The 23,844-nt window shown below is 70.0% G+C and carries 16 protein-coding genes; 9 read left to right on the forward strand and 7 right to left on the reverse strand.

Going from position 1 to position 23,844, the window contains the following annotated elements; genetic code table 11:
* Window positions 1-242 precede the first annotated feature (242 nt).
* From ACWEPL_RS02570 to ACWEPL_RS02580, 3 genes are all read left to right on the forward strand, one after another.
* On the forward strand, window positions 243-2,342 hold the full coding sequence (locus tag ACWEPL_RS02570; RefSeq protein ID WP_452434821.1) for an alpha-1,4-glucan--maltose-1-phosphate maltosyltransferase: 2,100 nt from the start codon (window positions 243-245) through the stop codon (window positions 2,340-2,342).
* 72 nt (window positions 2,343-2,414) lie between these two features.
* The gene (treS, locus tag ACWEPL_RS02575; RefSeq protein ID WP_363976342.1) at window positions 2,415-4,118 is read left to right on the forward strand and encodes a maltose alpha-D-glucosyltransferase; all 1,704 of its coding nucleotides are present in this window, start codon (window positions 2,415-2,417) and stop codon (window positions 4,116-4,118) included.
* Between the two features lie 3 nt (window positions 4,119-4,121).
* Window positions 4,122-5,447, forward strand: coding sequence for a maltokinase N-terminal cap-like domain-containing protein (locus ACWEPL_RS02580; RefSeq protein ID WP_452434822.1), 1,326 nt, complete (start codon window positions 4,122-4,124; stop codon window positions 5,445-5,447).
* 28 nt (window positions 5,448-5,475) lie between these two features.
* Here ACWEPL_RS02580 and ACWEPL_RS02585 read toward each other — a convergent pair whose 3' ends face one another.
* Entirely contained in the window at window positions 5,476-6,309 is an 834-nt protein-coding gene (locus ACWEPL_RS02585; RefSeq protein ID WP_452434823.1) for an NAD(P)-dependent oxidoreductase, read from the reverse strand.
* A 104-nt stretch (window positions 6,310-6,413) separates the two neighbouring features.
* Between ACWEPL_RS02585 and ACWEPL_RS02590 the strand changes: the two genes are divergently transcribed.
* From ACWEPL_RS02590 to ACWEPL_RS02610, 5 genes are all read left to right on the forward strand, one after another.
* Complete coding sequence (locus ACWEPL_RS02590) at window positions 6,414-9,494, forward strand: BTAD domain-containing putative transcriptional regulator (RefSeq protein WP_452434824.1); 3,081 nt, start codon at window positions 6,414-6,416, stop codon at window positions 9,492-9,494.
* A 103-nt stretch (window positions 9,495-9,597) separates the two neighbouring features.
* Window positions 9,598-11,760 (forward strand): 1,4-alpha-glucan branching protein GlgB, encoded by a 2,163-nt coding sequence (gene glgB / locus ACWEPL_RS02595; protein ID WP_350729805.1) that lies wholly within the window; start codon window positions 9,598-9,600, stop codon window positions 11,758-11,760.
* Between the two features lie 100 nt (window positions 11,761-11,860).
* Window positions 11,861-13,753 carry a S8 family peptidase gene (locus ACWEPL_RS02600; RefSeq protein WP_452434825.1) on the forward strand — a complete coding sequence of 631 codons (1,893 nt, stop codon included), beginning with the start codon at window positions 11,861-11,863 and terminating at the stop codon, window positions 13,751-13,753.
* Between the two features lie 140 nt (window positions 13,754-13,893).
* Complete coding sequence (locus ACWEPL_RS02605) at window positions 13,894-15,258, forward strand: S8 family peptidase (protein ID WP_452434827.1); 1,365 nt, start codon at window positions 13,894-13,896, stop codon at window positions 15,256-15,258.
* Between the two features lie 235 nt (window positions 15,259-15,493).
* Window positions 15,494-16,852 (forward strand): S8 family peptidase, encoded by a 1,359-nt coding sequence (locus ACWEPL_RS02610; RefSeq protein WP_363976360.1) that lies wholly within the window; start codon window positions 15,494-15,496, stop codon window positions 16,850-16,852.
* A 1,080-nt stretch (window positions 16,853-17,932) separates the two neighbouring features.
* On the opposite strand, the gene ACWEPL_RS02615 is transcribed toward ACWEPL_RS02610, so the two are convergent.
* The 6 genes from ACWEPL_RS02615 to ACWEPL_RS02640 all read right to left on the reverse strand — a co-directional run bounded on the left by ACWEPL_RS02615 (window position 17,933) and on the right by ACWEPL_RS02640 (window position 23,073).
* Window positions 17,933-18,835: an aminoglycoside phosphotransferase family protein gene (locus ACWEPL_RS02615; protein ID WP_452434828.1), complete on the reverse strand. Its 903-nt coding sequence runs from the start codon at window positions 18,833-18,835 to the stop codon at window positions 17,933-17,935.
* 252 nt (window positions 18,836-19,087) lie between these two features.
* Window positions 19,088-19,597, reverse strand: coding sequence for a nitroreductase family deazaflavin-dependent oxidoreductase (locus ACWEPL_RS02620; RefSeq protein ID WP_452434830.1), 510 nt, complete (start codon window positions 19,595-19,597; stop codon window positions 19,088-19,090).
* Window positions 19,594-20,610 (reverse strand): alpha/beta hydrolase, encoded by a 1,017-nt coding sequence (locus tag ACWEPL_RS02625; protein ID WP_452434832.1) that lies wholly within the window; start codon window positions 20,608-20,610, stop codon window positions 19,594-19,596. The genes ACWEPL_RS02620 and ACWEPL_RS02625 overlap by 4 nt, the downstream gene beginning before the upstream one ends.
* A 95-nt stretch (window positions 20,611-20,705) precedes the next feature.
* The gene (locus ACWEPL_RS02630; RefSeq protein ID WP_452434833.1) at window positions 20,706-21,236 is read right to left on the reverse strand and encodes a PadR family transcriptional regulator; all 531 of its coding nucleotides are present in this window, start codon (window positions 21,234-21,236) and stop codon (window positions 20,706-20,708) included.
* Between the two features lie 365 nt (window positions 21,237-21,601).
* On the reverse strand, window positions 21,602-22,114 hold the full coding sequence (locus tag ACWEPL_RS02635; RefSeq protein WP_452434835.1) for a hypothetical protein: 513 nt from the start codon (window positions 22,112-22,114) through the stop codon (window positions 21,602-21,604).
* A 119-nt stretch (window positions 22,115-22,233) separates the two neighbouring features.
* Window positions 22,234-23,073, reverse strand: a complete 840-nt coding sequence (locus ACWEPL_RS02640; RefSeq protein ID WP_363976375.1) for a helix-turn-helix transcriptional regulator — start codon at window positions 23,071-23,073, stop codon at window positions 22,234-22,236.
* 95 nt (window positions 23,074-23,168) lie between these two features.
* On the opposite strand from ACWEPL_RS02640, the gene ACWEPL_RS02645 reads away from it, so the two are divergent.
* Window positions 23,169-23,804 carry an NADPH-dependent FMN reductase gene (locus tag ACWEPL_RS02645; protein WP_452434836.1) on the forward strand — a complete coding sequence of 212 codons (636 nt, stop codon included), beginning with the start codon at window positions 23,169-23,171 and terminating at the stop codon, window positions 23,802-23,804.
* Window positions 23,805-23,844 lie beyond the last annotated feature (40 nt).

The following is a 23,844-nucleotide window of genomic DNA, read 5'->3' on the forward strand; positions in this document are numbered from 1 at the left end:
AAGACCGTTCAAACCCCTTCCGGGAACAAGCATGAAGACGGACGATTGGGGCAACTTTCCTGAATGTTGGCACTCCCGCGGACACACTCGGGAGGTCTATCCGCTGCTGTCCACAATTTACATGCAAGGATCGTTCCGACCACGGTGGTTCGCTTCCAGCGGCCCATCGCCGGGACGCGGAGTCTGCACCCACGGAAAGCCTCCGGCGGCACCGAGCGCGCCGTCGCCAACCCTTGAATGCGATGATCGGACGAATTCCCATCACGGACATCTCCCCCGTCGTCGACTGCGGGCAGTGGCCCGCCAAGGCGGTCGCCGGCGAGACCTTCGAGGTCTCGGCGACCGTGTTCAGAGAGGGCCACGATGCCGTGGCCGCGGGCGTGGTGCTCACCTCGCCCGATGGGCAGCGTGCCCGTCTGAGACGGATGCGCGAGCTCGCCCCCGGCACCGACCGCTGGGGCGTGGAGGTCTCCCTTCCCGCCGAGGGTGACTGGCTGTTCCGGGTAGAGGCCTGGAGCGACCCGATCAGCACATGGCTGCACGACGCCGAGATCAAGATCCCTCGCGGCATGGACGTCGATCTGATGTGCGAGGAGGGCGCCCGGCTGTTCGAGCGGGCGGCGAAGGCCGTGCGCACGGCCGACTGCCCCAACGGCAAGCCCAAGAACGGCTCGAACGGCACTAACGGCGGCTCGAACGGCCGCTCCAAGGGGAACGGCAACGGCGACAGCGCCTGCGGGCACCGTGCCGCCCTGCTGTCGGTCTCCGCCACGCTGCGCGACGAGGACCTGGACCCCAGGGCCCGGCTGTCGATCGCGCAACTGCCGGAGACGGCCGCGCTGCTGGAGTCGCACCCGTTCCGGGAGCTGGTGACCAGGTCCAAGTCGAACAAGATCAGGGTGGACCGGCGCCGGGCGCTGTACGGCTCCTGGTACGAGTTCTTCCCCAGGTCGGAAGGCGCGGTCGTCAACGAGCTCGGCATCTCCAAATCCGGAAATTTCCAGACTGCTGCCAAGCGCCTCCCCGCCATCGCCAAGATGGGCTTCGACGTCGTCTACCTGCCGCCGATCCACCCCATCGGCGCGACGTTCCGCAAGGGCCGCAACAACACGCTCAGCCCCGAGCCCGACGAGCCCGGCTCCCCCTGGGCCATCGGCTCCGAGGACGGCGGCCACGACGCCATCCATCCCGACCTGGGCACGTTCGAGGACTTCGACGTGTTCGTCGGCCGCGCCAAAGAGCTGGGCATGGAGATCGCGCTCGACCTCGCGCTCCAGTGCTCGCCCGACCACCCGTGGGTGAAGGAGCACCCCGAGTGGTTCACGATCAGGGCCGACGGCTCCATCGCCTACGCCGAGAACCCGCCGAAGAAGTATCAGGACATCTACCCGATCAACTTCGACAAGGACCCCGAGGGCATCTACGCCGAGGTCAAGCGGGTGCTGATGCGCTGGATGGCCCATGGCGTGCGGATCTTCCGGGTGGACAACCCGCACACGAAGCCGGTCGGGTTCTGGGAGCGACTGCTGGCCGACGTGCACACCACCGACCCCGACGTGATCTTCCTGTCGGAGGCGTTCACCAGGCCCCCGATGCTGCGCATGCTGGGCAAGATTGGCTTCCACCAGTCCTACACGTACTTCACCTGGCGCAACACCAAGCCCGAGGTGGAGTCGTACCTCATGGAGCTCTCCCACGAGACTGCCACCTACGTGCGCCCCAACCTCTTCGTGAACACGCCGGACATCCTGCACGAATACCTGCAGCACGGCGGCATCCCCGCTTTCAAGATCAGGGCAGTGCTGGCGGCGCTCGGCTCGCCGAGTTGGGGGGTTTACTCCGGATATGAGCTTATAGAGAACATTCCGGTACGCCCCGGCAGCGAGGAATACCTCGATAGCGAGAAATATCAGTACAAACCTCGCGATTGGGTTACCGCCGAACGTGAGGGATGGAGCCTGGCGCCCTTCATCACCCACCTGAATTTGTTCCGAAGAGCGCATCCCGCACTGCAGGAATTGCGTAATCTACGGATCCACAGGGTCGACCAGCCGGACATCGTCTGCTTCTCGAAGCGGCTTCCCGGCGCCTATGATCCGGCCACGCGCAGGCACGGGCCGGGCGACGTGGTGCTGGCGGTCGTCAACCTGGATCCGCACCATACCCACGAGGCGACCGTAGAACTTGACCTTCCTGCCATCGGACTCGACTGGAACGCCGAGTTCGTCGTGGACGACGAACTCTCGGGTGAGTCGTACCGCTGGCGGCAGAGCAACTACGTGCGCCTCGATCCCCACATCCAGCCTGCCCATATCCTCACCGTCCGAGCCGCTCCACGGTAAGAACTGAATTCAGCGGGGAGTCTTCAACGTGTGTGAAAGCGCCTCCGTCATGAGCCACTCCCGGAGTGGCTCATGAGCTCAACCACACCCATTCCCAACACCTTTGACGAGGAAAAGCCGCGCGATCCGTACTGGTACAAACGCGCGGTTTTCTACGAGGTCCTGATCCGGGGTTTCGCCGACTCCAACGGCGACGGGACGGGCGACATCAGAGGTCTCATCGACAAGCTCGACTACCTCCAGTGGCTCGGGGTCGACTGCCTCTGGCTGCTGCCGCTCTTCGAGTCGCCACTGCGCGACGGCGGCTACGACATCGCGGACTTCATGAAGATCCTGCCCGAGTTCGGGGACCTGGGAGACTTCGTGAAGCTCGTGGACGAGGCGCACAAACGCGGCATGCGCGTCATCGCCGACCTCGTCATGAACCACACCAGCGACGCCCACCCGTGGTTCCAGGCCTCGCGCCACGACCCCGAGGGGCCGTTCGGCGACTTCTACGTCTGGTCCGACTCCGATGAGAAGTACCAGGACGCCCGGATCATCTTCATCGACACCGAGACGTCCAACTGGACCTACGACCCGGTGCGCGGCCAGTACTACTGGCACCGCTTCTTCCACCACCAGCCGGACCTCAACTACGAGAACCCGGACGTGCAGGAGGCCATGCTGGAGGTCCTGCGCTTCTGGCTGGACCTGGGCATCGACGGGTTCCGGCTGGACGCGGTGCCGTACCTCTTCGAGGAGGAGAGCACCAACTGCGAGAACCTGCCGAGGACCCACGAGTACCTCAAGCGGATCAGGGCCGAGATCGACCGGCTCTACCCCGACCGGGTGCTGCTCGCCGAGGCCAACCAGTGGCCGTCGGACGTGGTGGAGTACTTCGGCGACCCGGTGGGCGGCGGGGACGAGTGCCACATGGCCTTCCACTTCCCGCTGATGCCGCGCATCTTCATGGCCGTACGCCGGGAGTCTCGCTACCCCATTTCCGAAATCTTGGCGCAAACGCCGAAAATTCCGGAGCACTGCCAGTGGGGGATCTTCCTCCGTAACCACGACGAGCTGACGCTCGAGATGGTCACGGACGAGGAGCGCGACTACATGTACGCCGAGTACGCCAAGGACCCCCGCATGCGGGCGAACGTCGGCATCCGCCGCCGCCTGGCCCCCCTGCTGGAGAACGACCGCAACCAGATCGAGCTGTTCACCGCGCTGCTCCTGTCGCTGCCCGGCTCCCCCGTGCTCTACTACGGCGACGAGATCGGTATGGGCGACAACATCTGGCTCGGCGACCGCGACGGCGTGCGCACGCCCATGCAGTGGGATCCCGACCGCAACGCCGGCTTCTCCGACTGCGACCCCGGCCGGCTCTACCTGCCGGTCATCATGGACCCGATCTACGGCTACCAGGGCCTCAACGTCGAGGCCCAGCAGCGCAACGCCGGCTCCCTGCTCCACTGGACCAAGCGCATGATCGAGATCCGCAAGCGGCACCCGGTGTTCGGGCTGGGCGGTTACGCGGAGCTCAACTCCTCCAACCCCAGCGTGCTCGCGTTCGTCAGGGAGCTGGGGGACGACCGGATGCTCTGCGTGAACAACCTGTCACGCTTCCCCCAGCCGGTCGAGCTGGACCTGCGGAGATTCGTCGGCGTCTCCCCCGTGGAGACGATGGGTGGGGTCCCATTCCCGGCAATTGGCGAACTTCCGTATCTTTTGACGCTTCCTGGGCATGGGTTCTACTGGTTCACACTCCCGCCGGCCATCACCCAGGAGGAGTAGGACGTGCTGAGCGAGCCCCTTGCCGCATGGATCGGTCGTCAGCGTTGGTTCGGCGGCAAGGGGCGGGTGATCGACGAGTTGTCGATCGAATCGGACGTCGAACTGACGTCCGGGCTCAGACATCTGATCGTCGCCGTGTGGCAGGAAGGCTCGCGCGACCGCTACCAGATCCTGCTCGGCGAGCGGGTAGAGCTCCCCGACCGCCTCTCCCACGCCCTCATCGGCACCATCGGCGACACCTACCTCTACGACGCCGTCCACGACTCCGAGCGCATGAGCTGGCTCCTCGAAGGCATGGCCCACGACGTGAGCGGCAACGGCCTGCGCCTGCGCCACGTGCCGGAGGCCGCCATCGACACCTCCCAGCGCAGCCTGGTACTGGGGGCCGAGCAGTCCAACACCTCGCTCGTGTACGGGGACGCGTACATCTGCAAGCTCTTCCGCCGCCTCATCCCCGGCGTCAACCCCGAGCTGGAGATCGTCACGGCGCTGGCGGCCAGGGGCGCGCCGCACGTCGCGCAGCCGTACGGGTGGATCGAGACGGACCTCGACGGCACCGACACCACGCTCGGCTTCATGCAGGAGTTCCTGTCCAACGCCAACGACGGCTGGGACCTCGCCCTGGCCAGCGTCCGCGACCTGTACGCGTCGCTGCCCGAGGTGCCGGCGGCCGAGGCGGGCGGCGACTTCGCGGCCGAGTCGCTGCGGCTCGGCAGCGCCAGCGCGCGGGTGCACCACGAGCTGGCCGCGGCCTTCCCCACGGACGTCATCGAGTCGCACGAGGTCAAGCGCATGGCCGAGGCGTTCCGGCGGAAACTGGGCCGGGCCGCCGCGGAGGTACCCGAGCTGCGCCAGCACGTGACCGCCATCGAGGACGCCTACCACCAGGTGGAGCTGCTCACCCACGAGGTGCCCGTGCAGCGGGTTCACGGCGACTTCCATCTGGGCCAGGTCATGCGCACGCCCACGGACTGGGTGGTGCTGGACTTCGAGGGCGAGCCCGGGCAGCCGCTGGCCGAGCGCAGGGCGCTGTACTCGCCGCTGCGGGACGTGGCGGGGATGCTGCGCTCGTTCGACTACGCGGCCAGGCACCTGCTGGCCGGCCACTCCCAGGCCGAGCGGCTGGAGCCGCGGGCCCAGGAGTGGGCGGACCGGAACCGGGCGGCGTTCCTGGAGGGGTACGCCGAGGGCGGCGGCGTGATCTCGCGGAGCGACGCGGCGCTGCTGCGGGCGTTCGAGCTGTCCAAGGCGGTGTACGAGGTCGTCTACGAGGCCCGTAACCGCCCGTCGTGGATCTCCATCCCCCTGGCCGCCTTCCGCCCCCGCTAGAGACCCTCCCCGCCAGAGTCCCTCCGCGTCAGAGCTCCTCCACCAGCCCCGACAGGCCCTCGTGGCTGAGACCGCGGGCCACGCGCCGGTCGATGACGGTCTTCATGGGCAGGAGCAGGTCCGGCTTGACACCCTGCTCCTCGAAGGCGCGGACGAGGTTCTCCATGCCCGCCCTGTTGACCTCCAGGTTGGACACCTCGGTCCGGTAGTCGCCCGACTCGATCTCCGCCGCCCAGCGGGGCAGCATCGAGCCCATCGCGTTGAGCCACGGGACCAGCAGTTCCGCGGTGAACTCCGTCAACGGGTATTTCGCCGACCTCACCAGGGCGAGGGCTTCCAGGGAGCCGGCCATCTGGCCGTACATGCCGGTCAGCATGGCCAGGTCGAGCAGCGGGGCCATGCCGGGGTCGTCGCCGGTGTAGCGGGCCCCGGCCATGGCCCCGAACGCCTGCTCATAGCGCTCGAACGCCGGCTGCGAGCCGCTGTAGAGGATGAGCGCCCCCGGCTTGGCGATCATCTGGGGCACCGCCATGATGCCCCCGTCCAGGTAGTCGCCGCCGCGCTCGCCCACCCAGGCCGCCATCTCGCGGGCCTCGGCGGGGCGGCTGGTGGTGAGGTTGGCGACGACCCGGCCCGCCAGCGGGGCGTCCTCGAGCACGTCCAGGACGGAGGGGTTGTCGAGCAGGCAGACGATCACCAGCGGGCTCGCCTCGACGGCCTGCGCCGGGGTGGCCGCCCAGGTCGCGCCCTTGGCGACGAGGGGGTCGGCCTTGGCCGGCGTACGGTTCCACACGGTGACGCGGTGGCCCGCCTCGATGAGGCTCGCCGCAAGCGCGGTGCCCATGAGACCGAGGCCGAGCACGGAGATATTTTCCGACATTTCAGTGTTCTCTCTGAGTAGGAGTGATGCGTTCACCCTCCAGGTGCGCGGTTATGGTCTGATTCGGAGTCGGTTATGGGGGCGGGATGCGGTTCGGGGTGCTGGGCCCGCTCGCGGTGTGGACCGCGGACGGGGAGCCGGTCAAGGTGCCGGAGGTCAAGGTCCGGGCGCTCCTCGCCGACCTGCTGATCCACGCCGGCCGCCCCGTCTCCGCGGACCGGCTGATCGAGAACCTCTGGGGCGACCGTCCCCCGGCGAACGCGTCCGGCGCCCTCCGGGTGAAGGTGTCGCAGCTGCGCCGGGCGGTCGGCGGGCTGGTCGCGTACCGGGCGCCCGGGTACGTGCTGCACGTGGAGCCGTCCTCCGTGGACGCCGGCCTGTTCGAGACGTTGATCGGGCGCGCGCAGCGGGCCTCCGGCCCGGAGGAGCGGGCCGCGCTGCTGCGCGAGGCGCTCGGGCTGTGGCGCGGGGACGCCTACGCCGAGTTCGCCGACGAGCCGTTCGCCCTGGCGGCCGTGGCCCGGCTGGGCGAGCAGCGGCTGGCGGCCCTGGAGGAGCTGGCCGAGGCGCGGCTCGGGCTCGGTGAGCACGTCCTGCTCGCGGCCGAGCTGGCCTCACTCGTGGCCGAACATCCGCTGCGCGAACGGCTGCGCGCCGCGCACGTACGGGCCCTCTACCTGGCCGGGCGGCAGAGCGAGGCGCTGACCGGCTACGAGGAGCTGCGGCGGCGCCTGTCGGAGGAAATGGGCCTGGACCCCGGGCCGGAGCTGGCGGCCCTGCACCAGGCGATCCTGCGGCAGGACCCGTCCCTGGGCCCGGTCGCGCGCTCCCGCGGCAACCTCCCCGCGCCCTTGACGAGCCTGGTGGGCCGGGACGAGGCGGTGGCCGAGGTCCGCTCGCTGCTGCGGGCGGGCCGCCTGGTGACGCTCACCGGCCCCGGCGGCGTCGGCAAGACCCGCCTGGCCCTGGCCGCCGCCTCGGGTACGGGCGGCGGGGACGTGTGGCTGGTCGAGCTGGCCGCGCTGCGGCCGCGGGCGGCGGAGGTCGAGGTGGCCGAGGCGATCGCGGCCGTGCTCGGCCTGCGCGACGACACGGCCGGGCCGGGCGCTCCGTACGAGGACGCGGTCGAGCGGATCTCGGGGGCGCTGGCGGGCGGGGAGACGCTGCTCGTGCTGGACAACTGCGAGCACGTCGTCGAGCAGGTCGCCGCGCTGGCCGGGCGGCTGCTCCAGGCCGCTCCCGGGTTGCGGATCCTCGCCACCAGCCAGGAGTCGCTGCGGATCGGAGGCGAGGCCCTGTGGAGCGTGCCGCCGCTGACGCGCGAGGCGGCGGTGGAGCTGTTCGCGGCGCGCGCCGGGGTGGAGCCCGACGCGGACGTGGCGGAGATCTGCGCCCGCCTGGACGGCCTGCCGCTGGCGCTGGAGCTGGCCGCGTCCAGGATGCGGGCGCTGACCCCGCGCCAGCTCGCCGACCGGCTGGACGACCGGTTCAGGCTGCTCGCATCGGGTCTGCGCGGGGCTCCGGCCAGGCAACGGACGCTGCGGGCGATGATCGACTGGAGCTGGGAGCTGCTGAGCGACCCCGAGCGCGTCGTGCTCCGGCGGCTGGCCGCGCACGCCGACGGCAGCACGCTGGAGGCCGCCGAGGAGGTGTCCGCCGACCCCGGCGTGGACGTCCTCGACGTGCTGGCCAGGCTCGTGGACCGCTCGCTGGTCGTCCGCGTGCGGGCGCCCGGGGCCGAGCCGCGGTACCGGCTGCTGGAGTCGGTCTCGGCCTACTGCCTGGAACGGCTGGAGGAGGCCGGCGAGCTGGACGAGGTGCGGCTCAGGCACGCCGCGTACTACACGGCGCTCGCCGAGCGGGCGGAGCCGTACCTGCGGGGTCACGGGCAGCGGGACGCGCTCGCGCTGCTGGACGCCGAGAGCGCCAACCTGCGGGCGGCGCTGGAGACGGCGGTGCGGCTGGCCCGGCCCGGCGAGGCGGTGCGGCTGGTGAACGCCATGGCCTGGTACTGGGTGCTGCGCGGCAGGCTCGGCGAGGGACAGCGGGCGCTGGAGGCCGCGCTGTCCGTCCCGGACGCGGCCGGGCCCGGCGCCGCGCAGGCGAGGGTGTGGCTGGCCGGGCTCCGGATGCTGGCGGGGTGGCTGCGGCCGCCGGACGACGAGGTGTTCGAGGCCATCGAAGGGCGGTCGGCGCGGGCCAGGGCGCGGTGGTTCATCGGGTACGCGATGTTCGGCTACGACGATCTGTCGGCCAGCCGGGCCCTGATCGAGCGGGCGCTGGAGACGTTCCAGGAGCTGGGCGACAAGTGGGGCACCGGCGCGGCGCTGAACGTGCTGGCCCGCTACGCCGCCACCCGCGGTGACCTGGCGGCGCTGCGGCGGGACGGCGAGCGGGGGCTGGCGCTGTTCAGGGAGCTCGGCGACCGGTGGGGCGAGCTGCGGGCCGCGGAGAACCTTGGCACGCTCGCCGAGATCACCGGCGACTACGAGCGGGCCACCGAGCTGCGCGCGGACGGCCTGCGGATGGCGGAGGAGCTCGGGCTGTGGAGCTCGGTGTCCGACGCGCTGTCCCGGTTGGGGCGGATCGCCCTGCTGACGGGCGACCACGCGCGGGCCGACGACTATCACGAGCGGGCCAGGCGGCTGGCCGTGGAGCAGTCGAACCGTCCGGCCGAGGAGTTCGCGGAGCTGGGCCTGGCGCTCGCGGCGCGGCGGCAGGGGCGCCTCGACGAGGCCGAGCGGCGGCTGCGGGCCTGGCTGGGCTGGGTCAGGGAGGTGGCCGGCGAGCCGGGGGCGGCGCTGATCCTGGCCGAGCTGGGGTTCGCGGCCGAGCAGAGGGGCGACGCGGCCGCCGCCCTGGAGCTGCAACTGGAGGGGCTCAGAGCGGCCCGCAGGGTCGGCGATCCGCGGGCCACCGCGCTCGCGCTGGAAGGACTGGCGGGCGCGCGGGTCCTGGGCGGACGTCACGAGGAGGCGGCGCTGCTGCTGGGCCGGGCGGCGGTGCTGCGGGCGGCCTCGGGTGCGCCGCTCCCCGCCGGGGAACGGGGCGACGTCGACCGGATCACCGCCGCGGTGCGGGCGGCCCTGGGTCAGGAGGCGCTCGACGCGGCTCTGGCACGCGGCGCGGAGTCGGAGCCGGAGAGGCTGGATCCAAGCCTGGTGTGAGGCAGGTTAAACCCAGGATTTCGCACTTTCGGTGATTGTCTCGGTGAAAGCGGGCAGTGCCTGGGATGGACGGTCATCATAGGGCAAGGTTGGGAGCATGCCGATGAGGACAGAGCTCGACCGCCTCGCGGGTGGGGCACACCACGATCCGCACTCCGTGCTGGGGGCGCATCCCGTGTCCGGCGGGGTGGTCTTCCGCACGCTGCGCCCGCTGGCCGAGCGGGTGCGGGTGGTGCTGGAGGACGGCACGGCCCACGACATGAAACACCAGGCCCACGGGGTGTTCGAGGTCACCGTCCCCGGCCTGGACAAGGTGCCCGGCTACGCGCTGAGCGTCAAGTACGCCGACCACGACCCGTACGAGGTCCGCGACCCCTACCGGCACTGGCCCACGCTCGGCGAAGTGGACCTGCACCTCATCGGCGAGGGGCGGCACGAGCGGCTGTGGGAGGCGCTCGGCGCCCGCGTGATGGAGCACGAGGACGTCGAGGGCACGGCGTTCGCCGTCTGGGCGCCCAACGCGCGCGGCATCCGGGTCGTCGGCGACTTCAACCACTGGGACGGCACCGCCTACCCGATGCGGTCGCTGGGCCGCTCCGGGGTGTGGGAGCTGTTCGTCCCGGACGTCGGCGCGGGCGAGCGGTACAAGTTCCAGATCCTGGGCGCCGACGGCGTGTGGCGTGACAAGGCCGACCCGATGGCCAGGCGCACCGAGGTGCCGCCGCTGACCGCCTCCGTGGTCGACAGGTCCGCCTACGCCTGGGCGGACGATCAGTGGGTGGCGGACCGGGCCGAGAGCCATCCGCAGGACGGGCCGATGAGCATCTACGAGGTGCACCTGGGGTCCTGGCGGCCGGGCCTGTCGTACATGGAGCTGGCCGAGCAGCTGTCCGCGTACGTGGTCGACATGGGGTTCACCCACGTGGAGCTGCTGCCGGTGGCCGAGCACCCGTTCGGCGGGTCGTGGGGCTACCAGGTGACGTCCTACTACGCGCCGACGGCCAGGTTCGGCACGCCCGACGAGTTCCGCCACTTCGTGGACCTGATGCACCGGCGCGGCGTCGGCGTGCTGCTGGACTGGGTGCCTGCGCACTTCCCGATGGACGACTGGGCGCTGGCGCGCTTCGACGGCACCCCCCTCTACGAGCACGCCGACCCGGCCAGGGGCGAGCACCCCGACTGGGGCACGTACGTGTTCGACTTCGGCCGCAGGGAGGTGCGCAACTTCCTGGTGGCCAACGCGCTCTACTGGCTCAAGGAGTTCCACATCGACGGGCTGCGGGTGGACGCGGTGGCGTCGATGCTCTACCTCGACTACTCGCGGCGCGAGGGCGAGTGGACGCCCAACGTCTACGGCGGCAGGGAGAACCTCGACGCGGTCGAGTTCCTCAAGGAGATGAACTCCGTCGCCTACCGGGAGACACCCGGCATCTCGACCGTCGCCGAGGAGTCGACGGCCTGGCCGGGGGTCTCGCGACCGGTGCACCTGGGCGGGCTCGGGTTCGGGTTCAAGTGGAACATGGGGTGGATGCACGACACGCTCGAATACCTGCGCCACGAGCCGATCTTCCGCCAGTACCACCATCATCAGCTGACGTTCTCGCTGCTGTACGCGTACTCCGAGAACTACGTGCTGCCGCTGTCCCACGACGAGGTCGTGCACGGCAAGGGGTCGCTGCTCGGGAAGATGCCCGGGGACGAGTGGCAGCGGTTCGCGCAGCTGCGGGCGCTGCTGGCGTTCATGTGGGCGCATCCGGGCAAGCAGCTGCTGTTCATGGGCGGCGAGTTCGGCCAGGGCTCGGAGTGGTCGGAGGAGCGCGGCCTCGACTGGTGGGTGCTGGAGTTCGACGGGCACCAGGGCGTGCAGCGGCTGGTCCGCGACCTGAACCGGATCTACAAGGAGACCCCGGCGCTGTGGCAGCAGGACTCCAAGCCCGAGGGGTTCCGGTGGATCGACGCCGACGACGCCTCCGGTAACACGTTCTCGTTCGTCCGCTACGCCGACGACGGGTCCGCGCTGGCGTGCGTCATCAACTTCAGCGGCGCTCCGCACGAGAGCTACCGGCTCGGCCTCCCCTACTCCGGCCAGTGGTCGGAGATCGTCAACACCGACGCCTACGACTACTGGGGCAGCGGCGTGGGCAACATGGGCGTGGTCGAGGCCGACGACGAGCCGTGGCACGGGCTGCCGCATTCGACCACGCTGAGGGTGCCGCCGCTCGGCGCGGTGTGGCTCACGCACGAGGGGGAAACGCTGAACGTTTGAGGTGCGCCCGCTGAGAGTTAGGTGAGAAACCGGCCCCGAGACCTGTCTCTATCCGGAAAATCACCCTAAACTCCGAGATCATCCCCCTCTCGGAGGACGCGTGCGACTTCGCCCCCTGATCGTGAGCTCGATCGCGCTGGCCCTGCTGCCGTTATCGGCGCCGGCCTACGCGGAGGATCCGACTCCCAGTCCGAGCGTCGTGGAAGAGACAGCCTCCACCCCCGGCGATCCCCCCGCCAAGGTGGAGGAGGGGTTAGGCGTCGACGGCGGCTCCGTGCGGGCCATCGTCGAGCTCACCGACCCGGCGCAGAACGCGCCCGTCGCGAGCCAGGCGGCCGCCGAGAGCGTGGACGTGGTGATGCAGCCGCAGAACCAGTCGTTCATGGTCGTGGAGGGGACCGCGGAGGAGCTGGCCAAGCTGGCCGACGACCCGCGGGTCACGTCCATCCACCGGGACAGGACGTACGCGCCGGTGGACGTGAGCCCCAACCTCAAGCTGATCGGGGCCGACCAGGCGCACGCCAAGAACTACACCGGCACCGGGCAGGCGGTGGCCGTGCTGGACACCGGCATCGACCGCGACCACCCGTGGTTCGGGAACCGGATCGTGGCCGAGGCCTGCTTCTCTGCCGTGGAGGCCGGCGTCGAGTCGCTCTGCCCGAACGGGCAGACGTCACAGACCGGCGAGGGCGCGGCGGACGCCACGACGGCCAAGTGCCTGGCCGACGGCGCGAACCTGTGCGAGCACGGCAGCCACGTCGCGGGCATCGCGGCCGGCACCGGCGGCGTCGCGCCGGGCGCGAACATCGTGGCGGTGCAGGTCTTCAGCCGGGTCAACGACGAGGACATCTGCGGCGAGCCGTCGTGCCTGCTGGCGTTCGAGTCGTCGCTGCGGCAGGCCATGGACTACGTGGCCGGCCTGACCGAGCCGGTCGCCGCCGTGAACCTGAGCCTGGGCGGCGAGCTGTCCGAGACCGACTGCGACTCCAGCGAGGAAGGGTTGATCTTCAAGCCGAAGATCGACGCCCTGCTGGCCAAGGGCATCGCGACCGTGGTCGCCGCGGGCAACGAGTTCTTCGAGGGGGCGTCGTACCCGGCCTGCATCTCCTCGGCGGTGGCCGTCGGGGCGAACGACAACAACGACGTCATCGCGGACTTCTCCAACCGCGGGGCCATCGTGGACCTGTTCGCGCCGGGCGTGGACATCGAGTCGTCCGTGCCGGACAACCGGACGGCCGTCTTCAGCGGCACCTCGATGGCGACCCCGCACGTGGCCGGTGCGCTGGCGCTGATGAAGCAGGCCTCGCCGCAGACGCCGATGGCCGACCTGATCAACACGCTGAAAACGACCGGCAGGCCGTACTCGTACCAGGCCAACGGCCAGCAGGTCAGCACGCCGCGCCTGGACCTGGCGGCGGCCCTGGCCGGTGCCTCGCCGCAGCCGACCATCACGCAGTCCCCGGGCGTGCCGACCGAGGACCCCGAGCCCGATCCGTCGGACAGCAGCGGCCCCAGCCCCGAGCCCGACGACCCGGCCGACCCCACGCCCCAGCCCTCGACCTCCACCTCGCCGGTCCCGCTGCCCACGGTCACCGTCACGGTGACGATCACGCCGACCCCGAAGACCACCGCGCAGGTCTGCACGCGGGGCACGAACGCCACCAAGCTGTCGGCCAAGCAGTGGTCCGTGGAGATCCACCGCAGCAGCGGCACGATCCCGGACGCCACGCTCACCTGCTACCTCAAGCTGATCGGCAAGTCGAGCAAGGTGTTCCCCGAGGTCACGAAGGCGTCCTCGCTCGGCAAGGCGTACCGGGTGCTGAAGAGCACCAAGGCGAGCAAGGCCAAGCTGGACAGCGCGCTGCTCACGTCCTGGCTGAACTGGGCGCACGGCACGAACGGCACCAAGAAGCTGACCACCGCCGAGAAGGTGCGGCTGAACGGCAAGTCCACCGCGGCGGCATTGCGGAAGGCGGCGAAAACCGTCAAATAGCCAGTGCTAGGCGGCTAGGGCCGCAGGAAGGCAAAAAAGCCTCCAACGTTTCTCTGGGCTACATAGACCACCGACATCACAGTTGTCGCAGGTGGGGATGTATGCGGCTGTAAGCGAGCCAGGAGCTCTCGGAGGAACAAGTGAGGCTACGAACTCTGTTGGCCGGCGCCGCGGCGCTGGCCGCAACAGTCGCCGGGCTCTGTACGGGCCCGGCGCTCCACGCCGACTCGGGCGATCCGATCATCAGCCCGTCGCTGGCCGCGGAGGTCGAGGCGAAGTCCAGGGTGCGCTCCATCATCCAGCTCAAGCCCGGGCAGAGCGTCGAGGCCGTCGCGCGCGACATCGAGAAGGCGTCGGACGGCAGCCGGGTCCTGGAGTCCGCGCAGTCACCGCACTTCTTCGTGGCCGAGGTGGACGGCCCCACGCTGGCCAAGCTCAAGAAGGACAACCGCGTCCAGTCCGTCTACAAGGACGAGCTGCGCATGCCCACCCTTGACGCCAGCACCGCCGTCATCCGCTCGAACCGGGCGAACCAGGCCGGTTGGACCGGCCGGGGCGCCACCGTCGCCGTCCTGGACACGGGGATCGACCGGGACCACCCGTTCTTCGCGGGCCGGATCGTGGACGAGGCGTGCTTCTCCTCCTCCGACGCCAGCGACGGCGCCGTCTCGCTCTGCCCGAACAACCAGCCCAGCCAGACCGGTCCCGGCGCGGCGGACGCCGAGACCGCCCAGTGCATCATCAGGGGTGCGAACGCCTGCTCCCACGGCACGCACGTGGCCGGCATCGCGGCCGGCCGGCTGGCCACGGGGGCGCCGTCCAACGGCGTCGCCCCCGAGGCGGGCATCCTCCCGGTCCAGGTCTTCAGCCGCGTGGACAACCCCATGACCTGCCTGATCGGCGGCGTTTCCGCACCGTGCTTCCTCAGCTACACCTCCGACCAGAAGCTGGCGCTCGAGTACATCGCGCGGGTGGCCAAGACGCACAACATCGCCTCGGTGAACATGAGCCTCGGCGGGGGCGGCCCGTACGCCCAGGCCTGTGACACGGACGCGTCCGCCGCCGCGGTCAAGCCCGAGTTCGACACGCTGGTGGGCCTGGGCGTGGCCCCCGTGGTGGCGGCGGGCAACAACGGCTTCCCGAACGGCGTCGCCACCCCCGCCTGCATCTCCACCGCCGTCACGGTGGGCGCCACCGACGACTCCGACGCGCTGGCCTCCTTCACCAACCGGGGGCCGCTGCTCGACCTGTTCGCGCCAGGGGTGAACATCAACTCCTCCGTGCCGAACAACACGTACGCGGAGAAGAGCGGGACCTCGATGGCCGCGCCGCACGTGGCGGGGATGTTCGCGCTGATGAAGCAGGCGTACCCGGCCTTCACGGTCGCGCAGAGCCTGCAGCGGCTGCAGGAGACGGGCACGCCCATCCGCTACGACGCGGCGGGCACCTCAGTGACCACCACGCGGATCGACGCCGAGCGCGCCACCGCGGGCGCCCGCGCCTGATCGGCGCGGGGAAGGCCGGACGGCGGGGTCCGGCTGCGAGGGCCGGACGGCGGGGGGCCGGCCACAAGGGCCGGATCGGCGGGATCCGGCCCTTTTCGCTGCGTGATTACACCAATCGTTACTCTTAACGACAAACACCCCTCACTCCCGTCCCCCTCCTCACCCCCACCCCACCCTCCTCAACTTCACCCCACCCTCCTCAACCCCCTCGCTCCCTCAACCCCCGGAGGAACAGTTGAGACTCTCGTCTCTGCTGGCCGGCGCCATCGCACTAGCCGCCACCTCGGCCGCGCTGGTCGCCACACCCGCCCTGGCCGACCCCGAGTCCAAGATCGACCCAGCGATCACCGCGACCGGCGAGCACCGCGCCATCGTCCGCGTGCAGCAGCCCGCGCAGGTGCGGTCCGTCCAGTCCAGCGCGGAGGAGGTCAAGCGGGACAAGAAGAACGTCTACGCGGATCCGCCCTCCGAGGTGGCCGGCAAGCTGGACTTCTTCGTCTACCGGGGCACCCGGGCGGAGCTCGAGCAGATCGCCGAGCAGTCCGACGTGGTCTCGATCCGCAAGGACAGGCTCAACGAGCCCTCGCTCGCCGAGAGCATCCCGCTGATCGGCGCGGACCGGGCACACGAGAAGGGCGTCACCGGCAAGGGCACGGCCGTCGCGATCATCGACAGCGGCATCGACAACGACCACCCCGCCTTCGGCAATCGCATCGTCGCCCAGGCCTGCTTCTCGGCCACCGACCCGGTCGACAACTCCACGCCGCTGTGCCCGAACGGCAGCCAGTTCCAGATCGGCGACGGCGCCGCCAACGCCGAGACGGCCGCCTGCATGACGGGCGCCCCGCAGCCGCAGTACGGCCTGTGCTACCACGGCACCCACGTCGCCGGCATCGCCGCCGGCCAGGCCACCGCCGACTTCCCGGCCAGCGGCGTCGCCCCCAAGGCCAAGATCGTGCCGGTGCAGGTGTTCAGCCGCTTCGACAACTCCCCGTACTGCGCCGGCCGCCCCGTCTGCATCCTGGCGTACGACTCGTCGGTCCTGACCGGCATGGCGTACGCGGACCTGCTGGCAGACCAGTACAACATCGCCTCCGTCAACCTGAGCCTGGGCGGCGGCCAGTACACCGAGGCCTGCGACACGGGCGACGGGGCCGACTTCAAGACCGAGGTCGACAAGCTCCTCGCCAAGGGCACCGCCACGGTGGTCGCCTCGGGCAACAACGGCTTCGAGTCCGCGGTGTCGTGGCCCGCGTGCGTCTCCAACACGGTCACGGTCGGCGCCACGGACAAGCAGGACGCGGTGGCCGCCTTCTCGAACCGTGGGACGCTCCTGGACGTGTTCGCACCCGGGGTGTCGATCAAGGGTGCGATCGCGGGGAACACGTACGCGACGCTGAACGGCACCTCCATGGCCGCGCCACACGTGGCCGGCTCCCTGGCCCTCCTCCACCAGAAGCGGCCGCGCGCCGGGGTGGACAGCATGGTGGACGCTTTGAAGCGCACGGGCAAGCCGATCACGTACACGAGCGCGGAGACCGAGGTCACAACACCCCGCATCGACGTGTACGCGGCCCTGCGCACCCACTACTAGACGGCCCACCCACCCGCTGCCCTACTGGATGGTCAGCCTGCTGGACCCCGCCCCGAGCCAAAGGTCTTCGCGGAGAAGCGCTTCGCGCTCGGGGCTCAGGCGTTTCTCCTTCAGGCGCCTGGCGGCGCAACCCCCGCGCCTCGCGGCGCCATCGCCCACCCGTGACCCGGTTACCGGTCTGGCCAGTTGGAGCCCACCCCGAAAACCCCGCTCGCTCCGCTCGCCGGTCAGCCCACCCGTTGACCGGTGAAGCGGTGGGCCGACCGACGCCCACCCCGGACCGGACGCCTTCCGGCCCCCCTTGGCCGCGGGCCGTTCGGGCTCGCCCTTGGCCAGCTGGACTTTGCCAGCCTGGACGCGATCTCCTGCACCCTCGCGGGCCTGTTCTGGGCACGGATCGAAGCCCTGCCGCCAGGAATCAGCTCGTGCGGCTCCCGGCGGCAGTGGCCTGCGCCTGGAAGGAAGACCTGAAGACCAAGAGCGCACCACCACTGGACCCGGCGGGACACCCGTCGAGATCTCCAGCCCGCGGCTCAACACCAAAGACGAGCTCATCCGCGTCCGTGCCTTTCTATCTCGATACCGCCCAGTGGGCAGCCGAAGAACCAGCCCGCTGGGGGCTATGGGCCGTGCCCGATCAGCGACGATGAGATCCACAAAGCCAACGACCGAAAGCACCGCAAGGCCCGAATGGACCAACGCACCCGCGAACGGCAGACCGTCCTCCCGGTGCTGATCAGCACCACCGACCGCCATCGCCACACGGCCACCGGGCTGCTTCAGGCCGCACAGAACAGCGCGCCCGGAGCGGTGATCCCCGGCACCAGTGGGTCACTGCGCAGGGCCCTGGCTCCGATCGCCACAGGCCACCTCACCTGGGCCAAAAGTCTGGAACGCGCCGATGCCGCTGCTGTTCAACGCCCTGGCGGCTACCAACCTGACGGACGGCGAGGGCCGGCTTCTCCACTTCTCGCCCGACGACTTTCGCCGAACCCTGGCATCCCCACCACGCGCGGTGATCGATGAACCTTACGAAGGTGGGCTGCCGCATAGCCCTCAACCAAGATCGAGAAGTGTGCGTCAAACGCCCTTCAGAACACGATCAAGTGCCGCCCGGCCCGCAGGTCCCCAGTTCGGCTTGCCGCCGGGAAGGCCCCGATCTCCGTTCTGCCCCATGAGCATCAGGAAGAGGCTCTTCATAGCGGCCAGCCCGCGGGCGCGCCTGATCGTTGCCTCGTCCGCGTGCGCGTACGCGTCGAAGAACCGTGCGGCCGCGCCCGCGGGGAGCAGCACCCACGCGGCGCCGAGGTCCCACGCGGGATCGCCGGCGAACAGGGCACCGAAATCGATCACGCCCGAGAGCGTCCCGTCCGAGACGACGACATTTGCGGGATGGAGGTCGCCGTGCACCCACACCGGCGGGCCCTCCCACTCGGGGGCCGCGACGGCATCGGCCCAGACGGCCCGGACGGCGCGGACATCGCCGACGGCGTCGGGGTCAATGGCCTGCAAGAACTGCTCGAAGCCGCCCGTGCACCTCTTGGGATGAGCGCCGAAGTCCGAACTGGCCGGGGCCTCGGCGGGCGCCTCCACATGGAGCGCCCTGAGGAAGCCCGCCAGCGTGTCGGCCGCGTGGGCGCCGCGGCTGATCGAGCCGTGGTCCAGCGGCTCGCCGGGAACCCACGTCATCACGGTCCAGTGCTTCGGGAAGCGCTCGGACGGTTCGCCGAACCGCACCGGGGTCGGCACCGGGAGCGGCAGGCGCGGGGCCAGCCCAGGTAGCCACCGCCGCTCCTTGAGCTGGAGCTCCGGGGTAGGGTCCATGCGCTGCATGCGCACGACCAACTCGTCCCCGAGGCGCCACATTTGGTTGCCCCAGCCGCCCGCCACCTCGCGGATGGCCAGCCCTGCAAGGTCTGGATGTTGCTCCTGCAGCAGGTCGCGGACCAGGTCTGCGGTGATCGTGATCTCGGTGTCGGTCATGCGAAGTCACAGTACTGAGGCGGCAGGCGGAGCGGCTCTCGCTCTCCGGGCTCTCCGGCAACGATCGGTCCCTGCTGATCGGCGGTCCCCCAACCACCACGGCCTCGTTGTGGACACGGTCTCCAACGAGGCCACCCAGGTCATAGGCCATGCAACGATCAGCGGCTCAAGATGATGACCACTTGTGAAACGCCGGGTGGGGGTCCAGCCCAATGATCGTGAAAGTTGGGATTTGAGACACAGAAAGCGATCTCAAAACTGGCCAAGGTCATGTCCAACGTCGTGCGTGCGGTCGACAAGATGTGCAGGAGCATCGCTGCCGAGGTCTGGCATTGCCGCCCGCTCGATGATCACGATCGGGATCTGCCTTGACGTCTCTCGCTGGTAGCCGATGTAGCGCGGCCATATCCCGGTCATCGTCTCCCACAGGCGGAGCCGCTCGTCCTCGGCCGCCGGGCGGGCCACCGCATCGAACACCTCGGCCCCGACCTGCACCTTGACCTGCGGCTGAGCGAGCAGATTGTGGAACCAGAGCGGATGGTCGGCGGCGCCGCCGTTGGAGGCGACCACGAGGTAGCGGTCGTCGTCGCGGCCGTAGATGAGGGCCGTGCGCCGGGGAAGTCCTGAGCGGCGGCCGGTCGTCGTGATCAGCAGCGTGGGGGCGCCGTGGAAGAGGTGACCTCGAGCGCCGCCGGACTCGGCGTAGCTCTTGACGTGCCTGGCCACCCACCCGGTCGGGCTGTCGATCGGCTCTTGGCTCATCGCGCCGCTCCGCCCACGCGGCGGTCGGCCCACTCGCGTGCCTGGGCGAACCAGTGGGGCGCGGTGCGGTGGCCATTGAGCACGTGACCGGTGCCGGGGACCAGGACGGTCTCCAGCCTGGCGCGGGGACCGTAGAAGGGGGCCTCCTGGGCGTGCAGCGCGGCCGAGGAGGAGCGGGCTCCGGCCAGCAGCTTGTCATGCTCGCCGTTGACGATCAGTACGGGGGCCTGGATCTGCTTGTTGATCGAGGGCGGGGTGTAGGAGTCGCCGGGAGGGAAGACGTCCGTCGTCTTGGTGGCCTCGTCGGCGGCGATGACCTTGGGGTCGGCGTTGGGCCGGTGGTAGAACCAGGTGGCCCGCAGGCCGGGCCGGGTGGTGAGGTAGCCGTCGTCGAGCCCGCTACCGGCGAAGCGGGGGTCGTCGGCGGCACGGTAGATTCCGGCGCCCATCTGCTCGAACGCGGCCTCGTTCGGCACGCTTGATTCGCCGGTCAGGATGACGCCGTCCACCTCCGCCGGATGTGCGGCGGCCACCGTGCGGGCGAGGGTCGAGCCCAGCGAGTGTCCGACCAGAACGACCTTGGCGAACCGGCCACCGCCCAGACGACCCTCGCGCAACTGCCGGATGAGCTGGCGGATGACGATCTGGTGGGTGTCCTGCCCGAAGCGGGCGCTCGGCGGGTAGGAGCTCGCCCCGGTGCCGAGACGATCAATGGCCAGCGTCGCGTACCCGGCGGCGGTCATCGTCTCCACGTAGGAGGGACGCTGCCGGTCGCCGCGCATCCGCCAGTAGGCCTGGCCGTAGAAGCCGCCGGGAATGAGCAGCTGAACGGTGGCGGCACGGCCGCGCGGCAGGCACAGAGTGCCGGCGACGCGCTGGTCGGCGGGGCCACTGGAGGTCATCGCCACCTCGGCGCTGACCGTCCGGCAGGCGGAGGCGGCGTTCGCCGCTGCCGGGATCGAGGTTGCGGGGATCGAGACGAGCGCCAGAAGTACCGCAGTCGTGATGCGCATGAAGCTCCTTCGAGATATCCAAATTTGGTTAACCAAATTTGGGTATCGAACTATGGCTGATCCACCCTCCTGCCGTCAAACCGGTCTCCGGCCGATCAGGCCGGCTCCTCACCGCGTTCCAGCCGCCCGATCAAGTCACGGATCCACGCCGCCTCACCCGCCGCCTGCGCCGCGCGCAGGGTGAACAGCTCTCTCACGTTCCTTGGGCGCTTTCCCTCCCGGGCCGTGGCCACGATCTGCTCCCGCTCGCCCTCCAGAGCGTGCACCCGCTCCTTGAGCAGCGCGATCACTTCCTCCTCGGGCAGCGCGGGTAGCAGCACAAGGGCCGCGTTGAGCAGCTCCGGACGCCGATCGGGAACCCTGAGGGCGCTTCTGAGCAGCCCGAGGAACTCCGCCTCGCCCTTCTCATTGATGGCGTAATCGACGCGGCCCGGCCATTCGTGCACCTCGCTGGTGTCCAGAAGACCTTCCTTGGCCAGCTGACGCAGCGCGTGGTAGATCGAGCCAGACCTGAGCCCTGCCCATTGCCCGGCCTCCCACGACTCCAGTTCGGAGCCCACCAGATAGCCGTGTGCCTGACCGTGCAGCCGCACCACGCCAAGGACCAGCAGTCGCGTCGCCGACATCGTCTCCCTCACTCGCCGGGGCCCCGCACCCGCCAAAGCCCTGCCGAACAGGCTAGCTGTCGTGCACGTGGAGGCGAGAAGGCGACGGGCATACCACTATTCGTCACCCGCGTGATTCCCGCAGTTCGCCGGGCCATGTGAGCTCCGGGCCGTCATGGGGCGAACAGGACGCGGGGCTCAAGGAGCGGTCGGCGGGCCGAGGTTGAATGTCCGGTTGCCGAACCGGCGGATGACGTGGGTGATGCCAGGTCGTCGGGATCGACGTGGCGGCCTTCGGCGGCGATGGCGTCGGCGGCGTCGGTGAGGTCGCAGGCGGTGGATGGCACCTTCGTAGATGAAAGGCCTGCCGAACGGCGATCGGTCTCTCACTCCTCGTCAGGTTCGGCCCAGAACGGCGGCACGAACGCGCCATCGCGACGCGTCACAACCTTCCCGTCGCGGACGCTCAGCAGCTCCGGCTCATCGTGCTCGTACCAGCGCTGATATCCGAAAAAGGACTCGTTCTTGTGGAGCCGGGAGGCCAACCAGTTCATCAGCCCGGCCACCTCGGCATGCCCGTCGGGGTGGATCTCCCAGCGGCAGGTCAGCGCCCAGCGTTCGTCGCCGTGGTCGTCCGCGCGCACCAGGATCGAGCAGCTGGCGCCCGAAATCTTCGAGGCCGCGTACGGCGAACCATCGCTCCACACCGGTTGCGGAAACTCCTTGATCACCCAGTCGCCGTTCTCGTCCTGCACCGCCTCCTGCTCGTCGTCCAGCAGATCGAGGACCTCGTTGACGATGATCGTCTTCTCGGTGATGTGCTCGGGCCGCGACCCGAGGCCCACGTGCCAGCGCAACTTGGCGAGTTCGGTCTCGGACAAGTCGCCGCGCAGGTCCATCGCGACCATGAGTTCGTGAATGTCAGCCACGGCAGCACCGTAGCGACACGGACCGACACCGGGCGGCCGCACCAGAACGGCGGGTCCGCTCTGAGGCCGAAGCAACTACTCGCGGCCCGCTAGGAGGCGGCGGGGTGATGGTCGGTGAGGCGGTCGAGGGCGGCGGCGGTGGCCTCGTCGGAGGCGAGGTAGACGACCAGCCGCTGCTCGTCGGGGTCGGGCAGCTCCAGGCTCTCGTACGCCAGCCGTAGCTCCCCCACCTCCGGGTGCGCCCACCGCTCGACGCCGGTGCGCGTGGGCAACGCGGCCGAGCCCTCGAACCGGTCGCGGAAGCGGTCGCCGGCGGTGATCGTCAGCTCCTCGGCGAGCAGCGCCGCGTGCGGGTCGCCGAGCGCGGACGCGGCCCGCAGCGCGGCGGCCCGCTCGTCGGCGACCGTGTCCCAGCCGGGGTGGGCGTCGTGCGCGCGCGGGTCGGTGAAGACGTACCGGACCAGGTTCGGCGGCTCGGCCTCCAGCAGCCCGCTCGGGCCGGCGAGCTGCGCGAACCCGGCCGTCCACGCGAGCAGGTCGCCGGGCCGGTTGGCAACCAGCGCCGGCGCGGGCTCGAGCCGGTCCAGCAGCGCCTGCACGGTCGGGCGGACCGTCCGGGCCCGCGTCATGGCGGCCCCGTCGCACGTGCCGCCACCGGTGGTCTTCGCCAGCCGGTGCAGGTGGATCCGCTCGTCACGGGACAGACCCAACGTCTCCGCGAGCGCGGAGAGCACCTGGGCGGACGGGCTGCGGTCGCGCCCCTGCTCCAGCCGGGTGAGGTAATCGACGCTGACGCCGGCCAGCGTGGCCAGCTCGGCTCGGCGCAGCCCCGGGGTGCGGCGCCGGTTCCCGTTCGGGAGCCCGACCGCGGCCGGCGGGACCGCCTCCCGGTGTGCGCGTAGAAACGCGCCCAGCTCTGTCTCCCTCATCAACCGCGATTGTATTCACGGCGAGCCTGGCCCTGCCAGGGCTAGGAAAACCGCAGCCTGGTCCGGACACACCCAGCACCGGGACGCTAGCAGGCATGAGCACCTTGGAGAGGCCCATGATCCAGATCGCGATCATTCTGGGCAGCACCCGCCCCGGGCGCCGCGTCGAGGACGTGGCCCGGTGGGTCGCCGAGGCCGCCGGCCGGCACCCCGCCGTCAAGACCGGGGAGGCCGGCCTCGAACTCGTCGATATAGCCGAGTACGAGCTGCCGTTGCTGGATGAGCCGGCGCCCGCGGTCATCGGTTACTACCAAAATGCGCACACCAAGCGGTGGGCGGCCACGATCGACAGGTTCGACGGGTTCGTGTTCGTCACCCCGGAGTACAACAGTGCCATCCCCGCGGCGCTGAAGAACGCCATCGACTACCTGTACGCGGAATGGAATGACAAAGCAGCCGGGATCGTCAGCTACGGGGTTTACGGCGGCACCCGCGCCGCCGAACAACTACGGCAGACCATGGGCGAGATCAAAATGGCCGACGTACACGCCCAGGTCGCGATCAACCCGTACTTCGACTTCACCGACTCCGAAGCCGGCGTCTGCGCCCCCGGCGAGCGCCAGGAAACCGCCCTGATCACCATGCTGGATGAAGTCCTCGCATGGTCCCGTGCCCTCCGGGTGCTGCGGGACCCCACCGCGAGAGCCTACCCCCGGGCCGGAACGACCTGATCCACGCGCTCTGTTCCGCCGGCAGCTACTTCCACACAAG

It is taken from the genome of Nonomuraea sp. NPDC004186 (assembly GCF_053603495.1).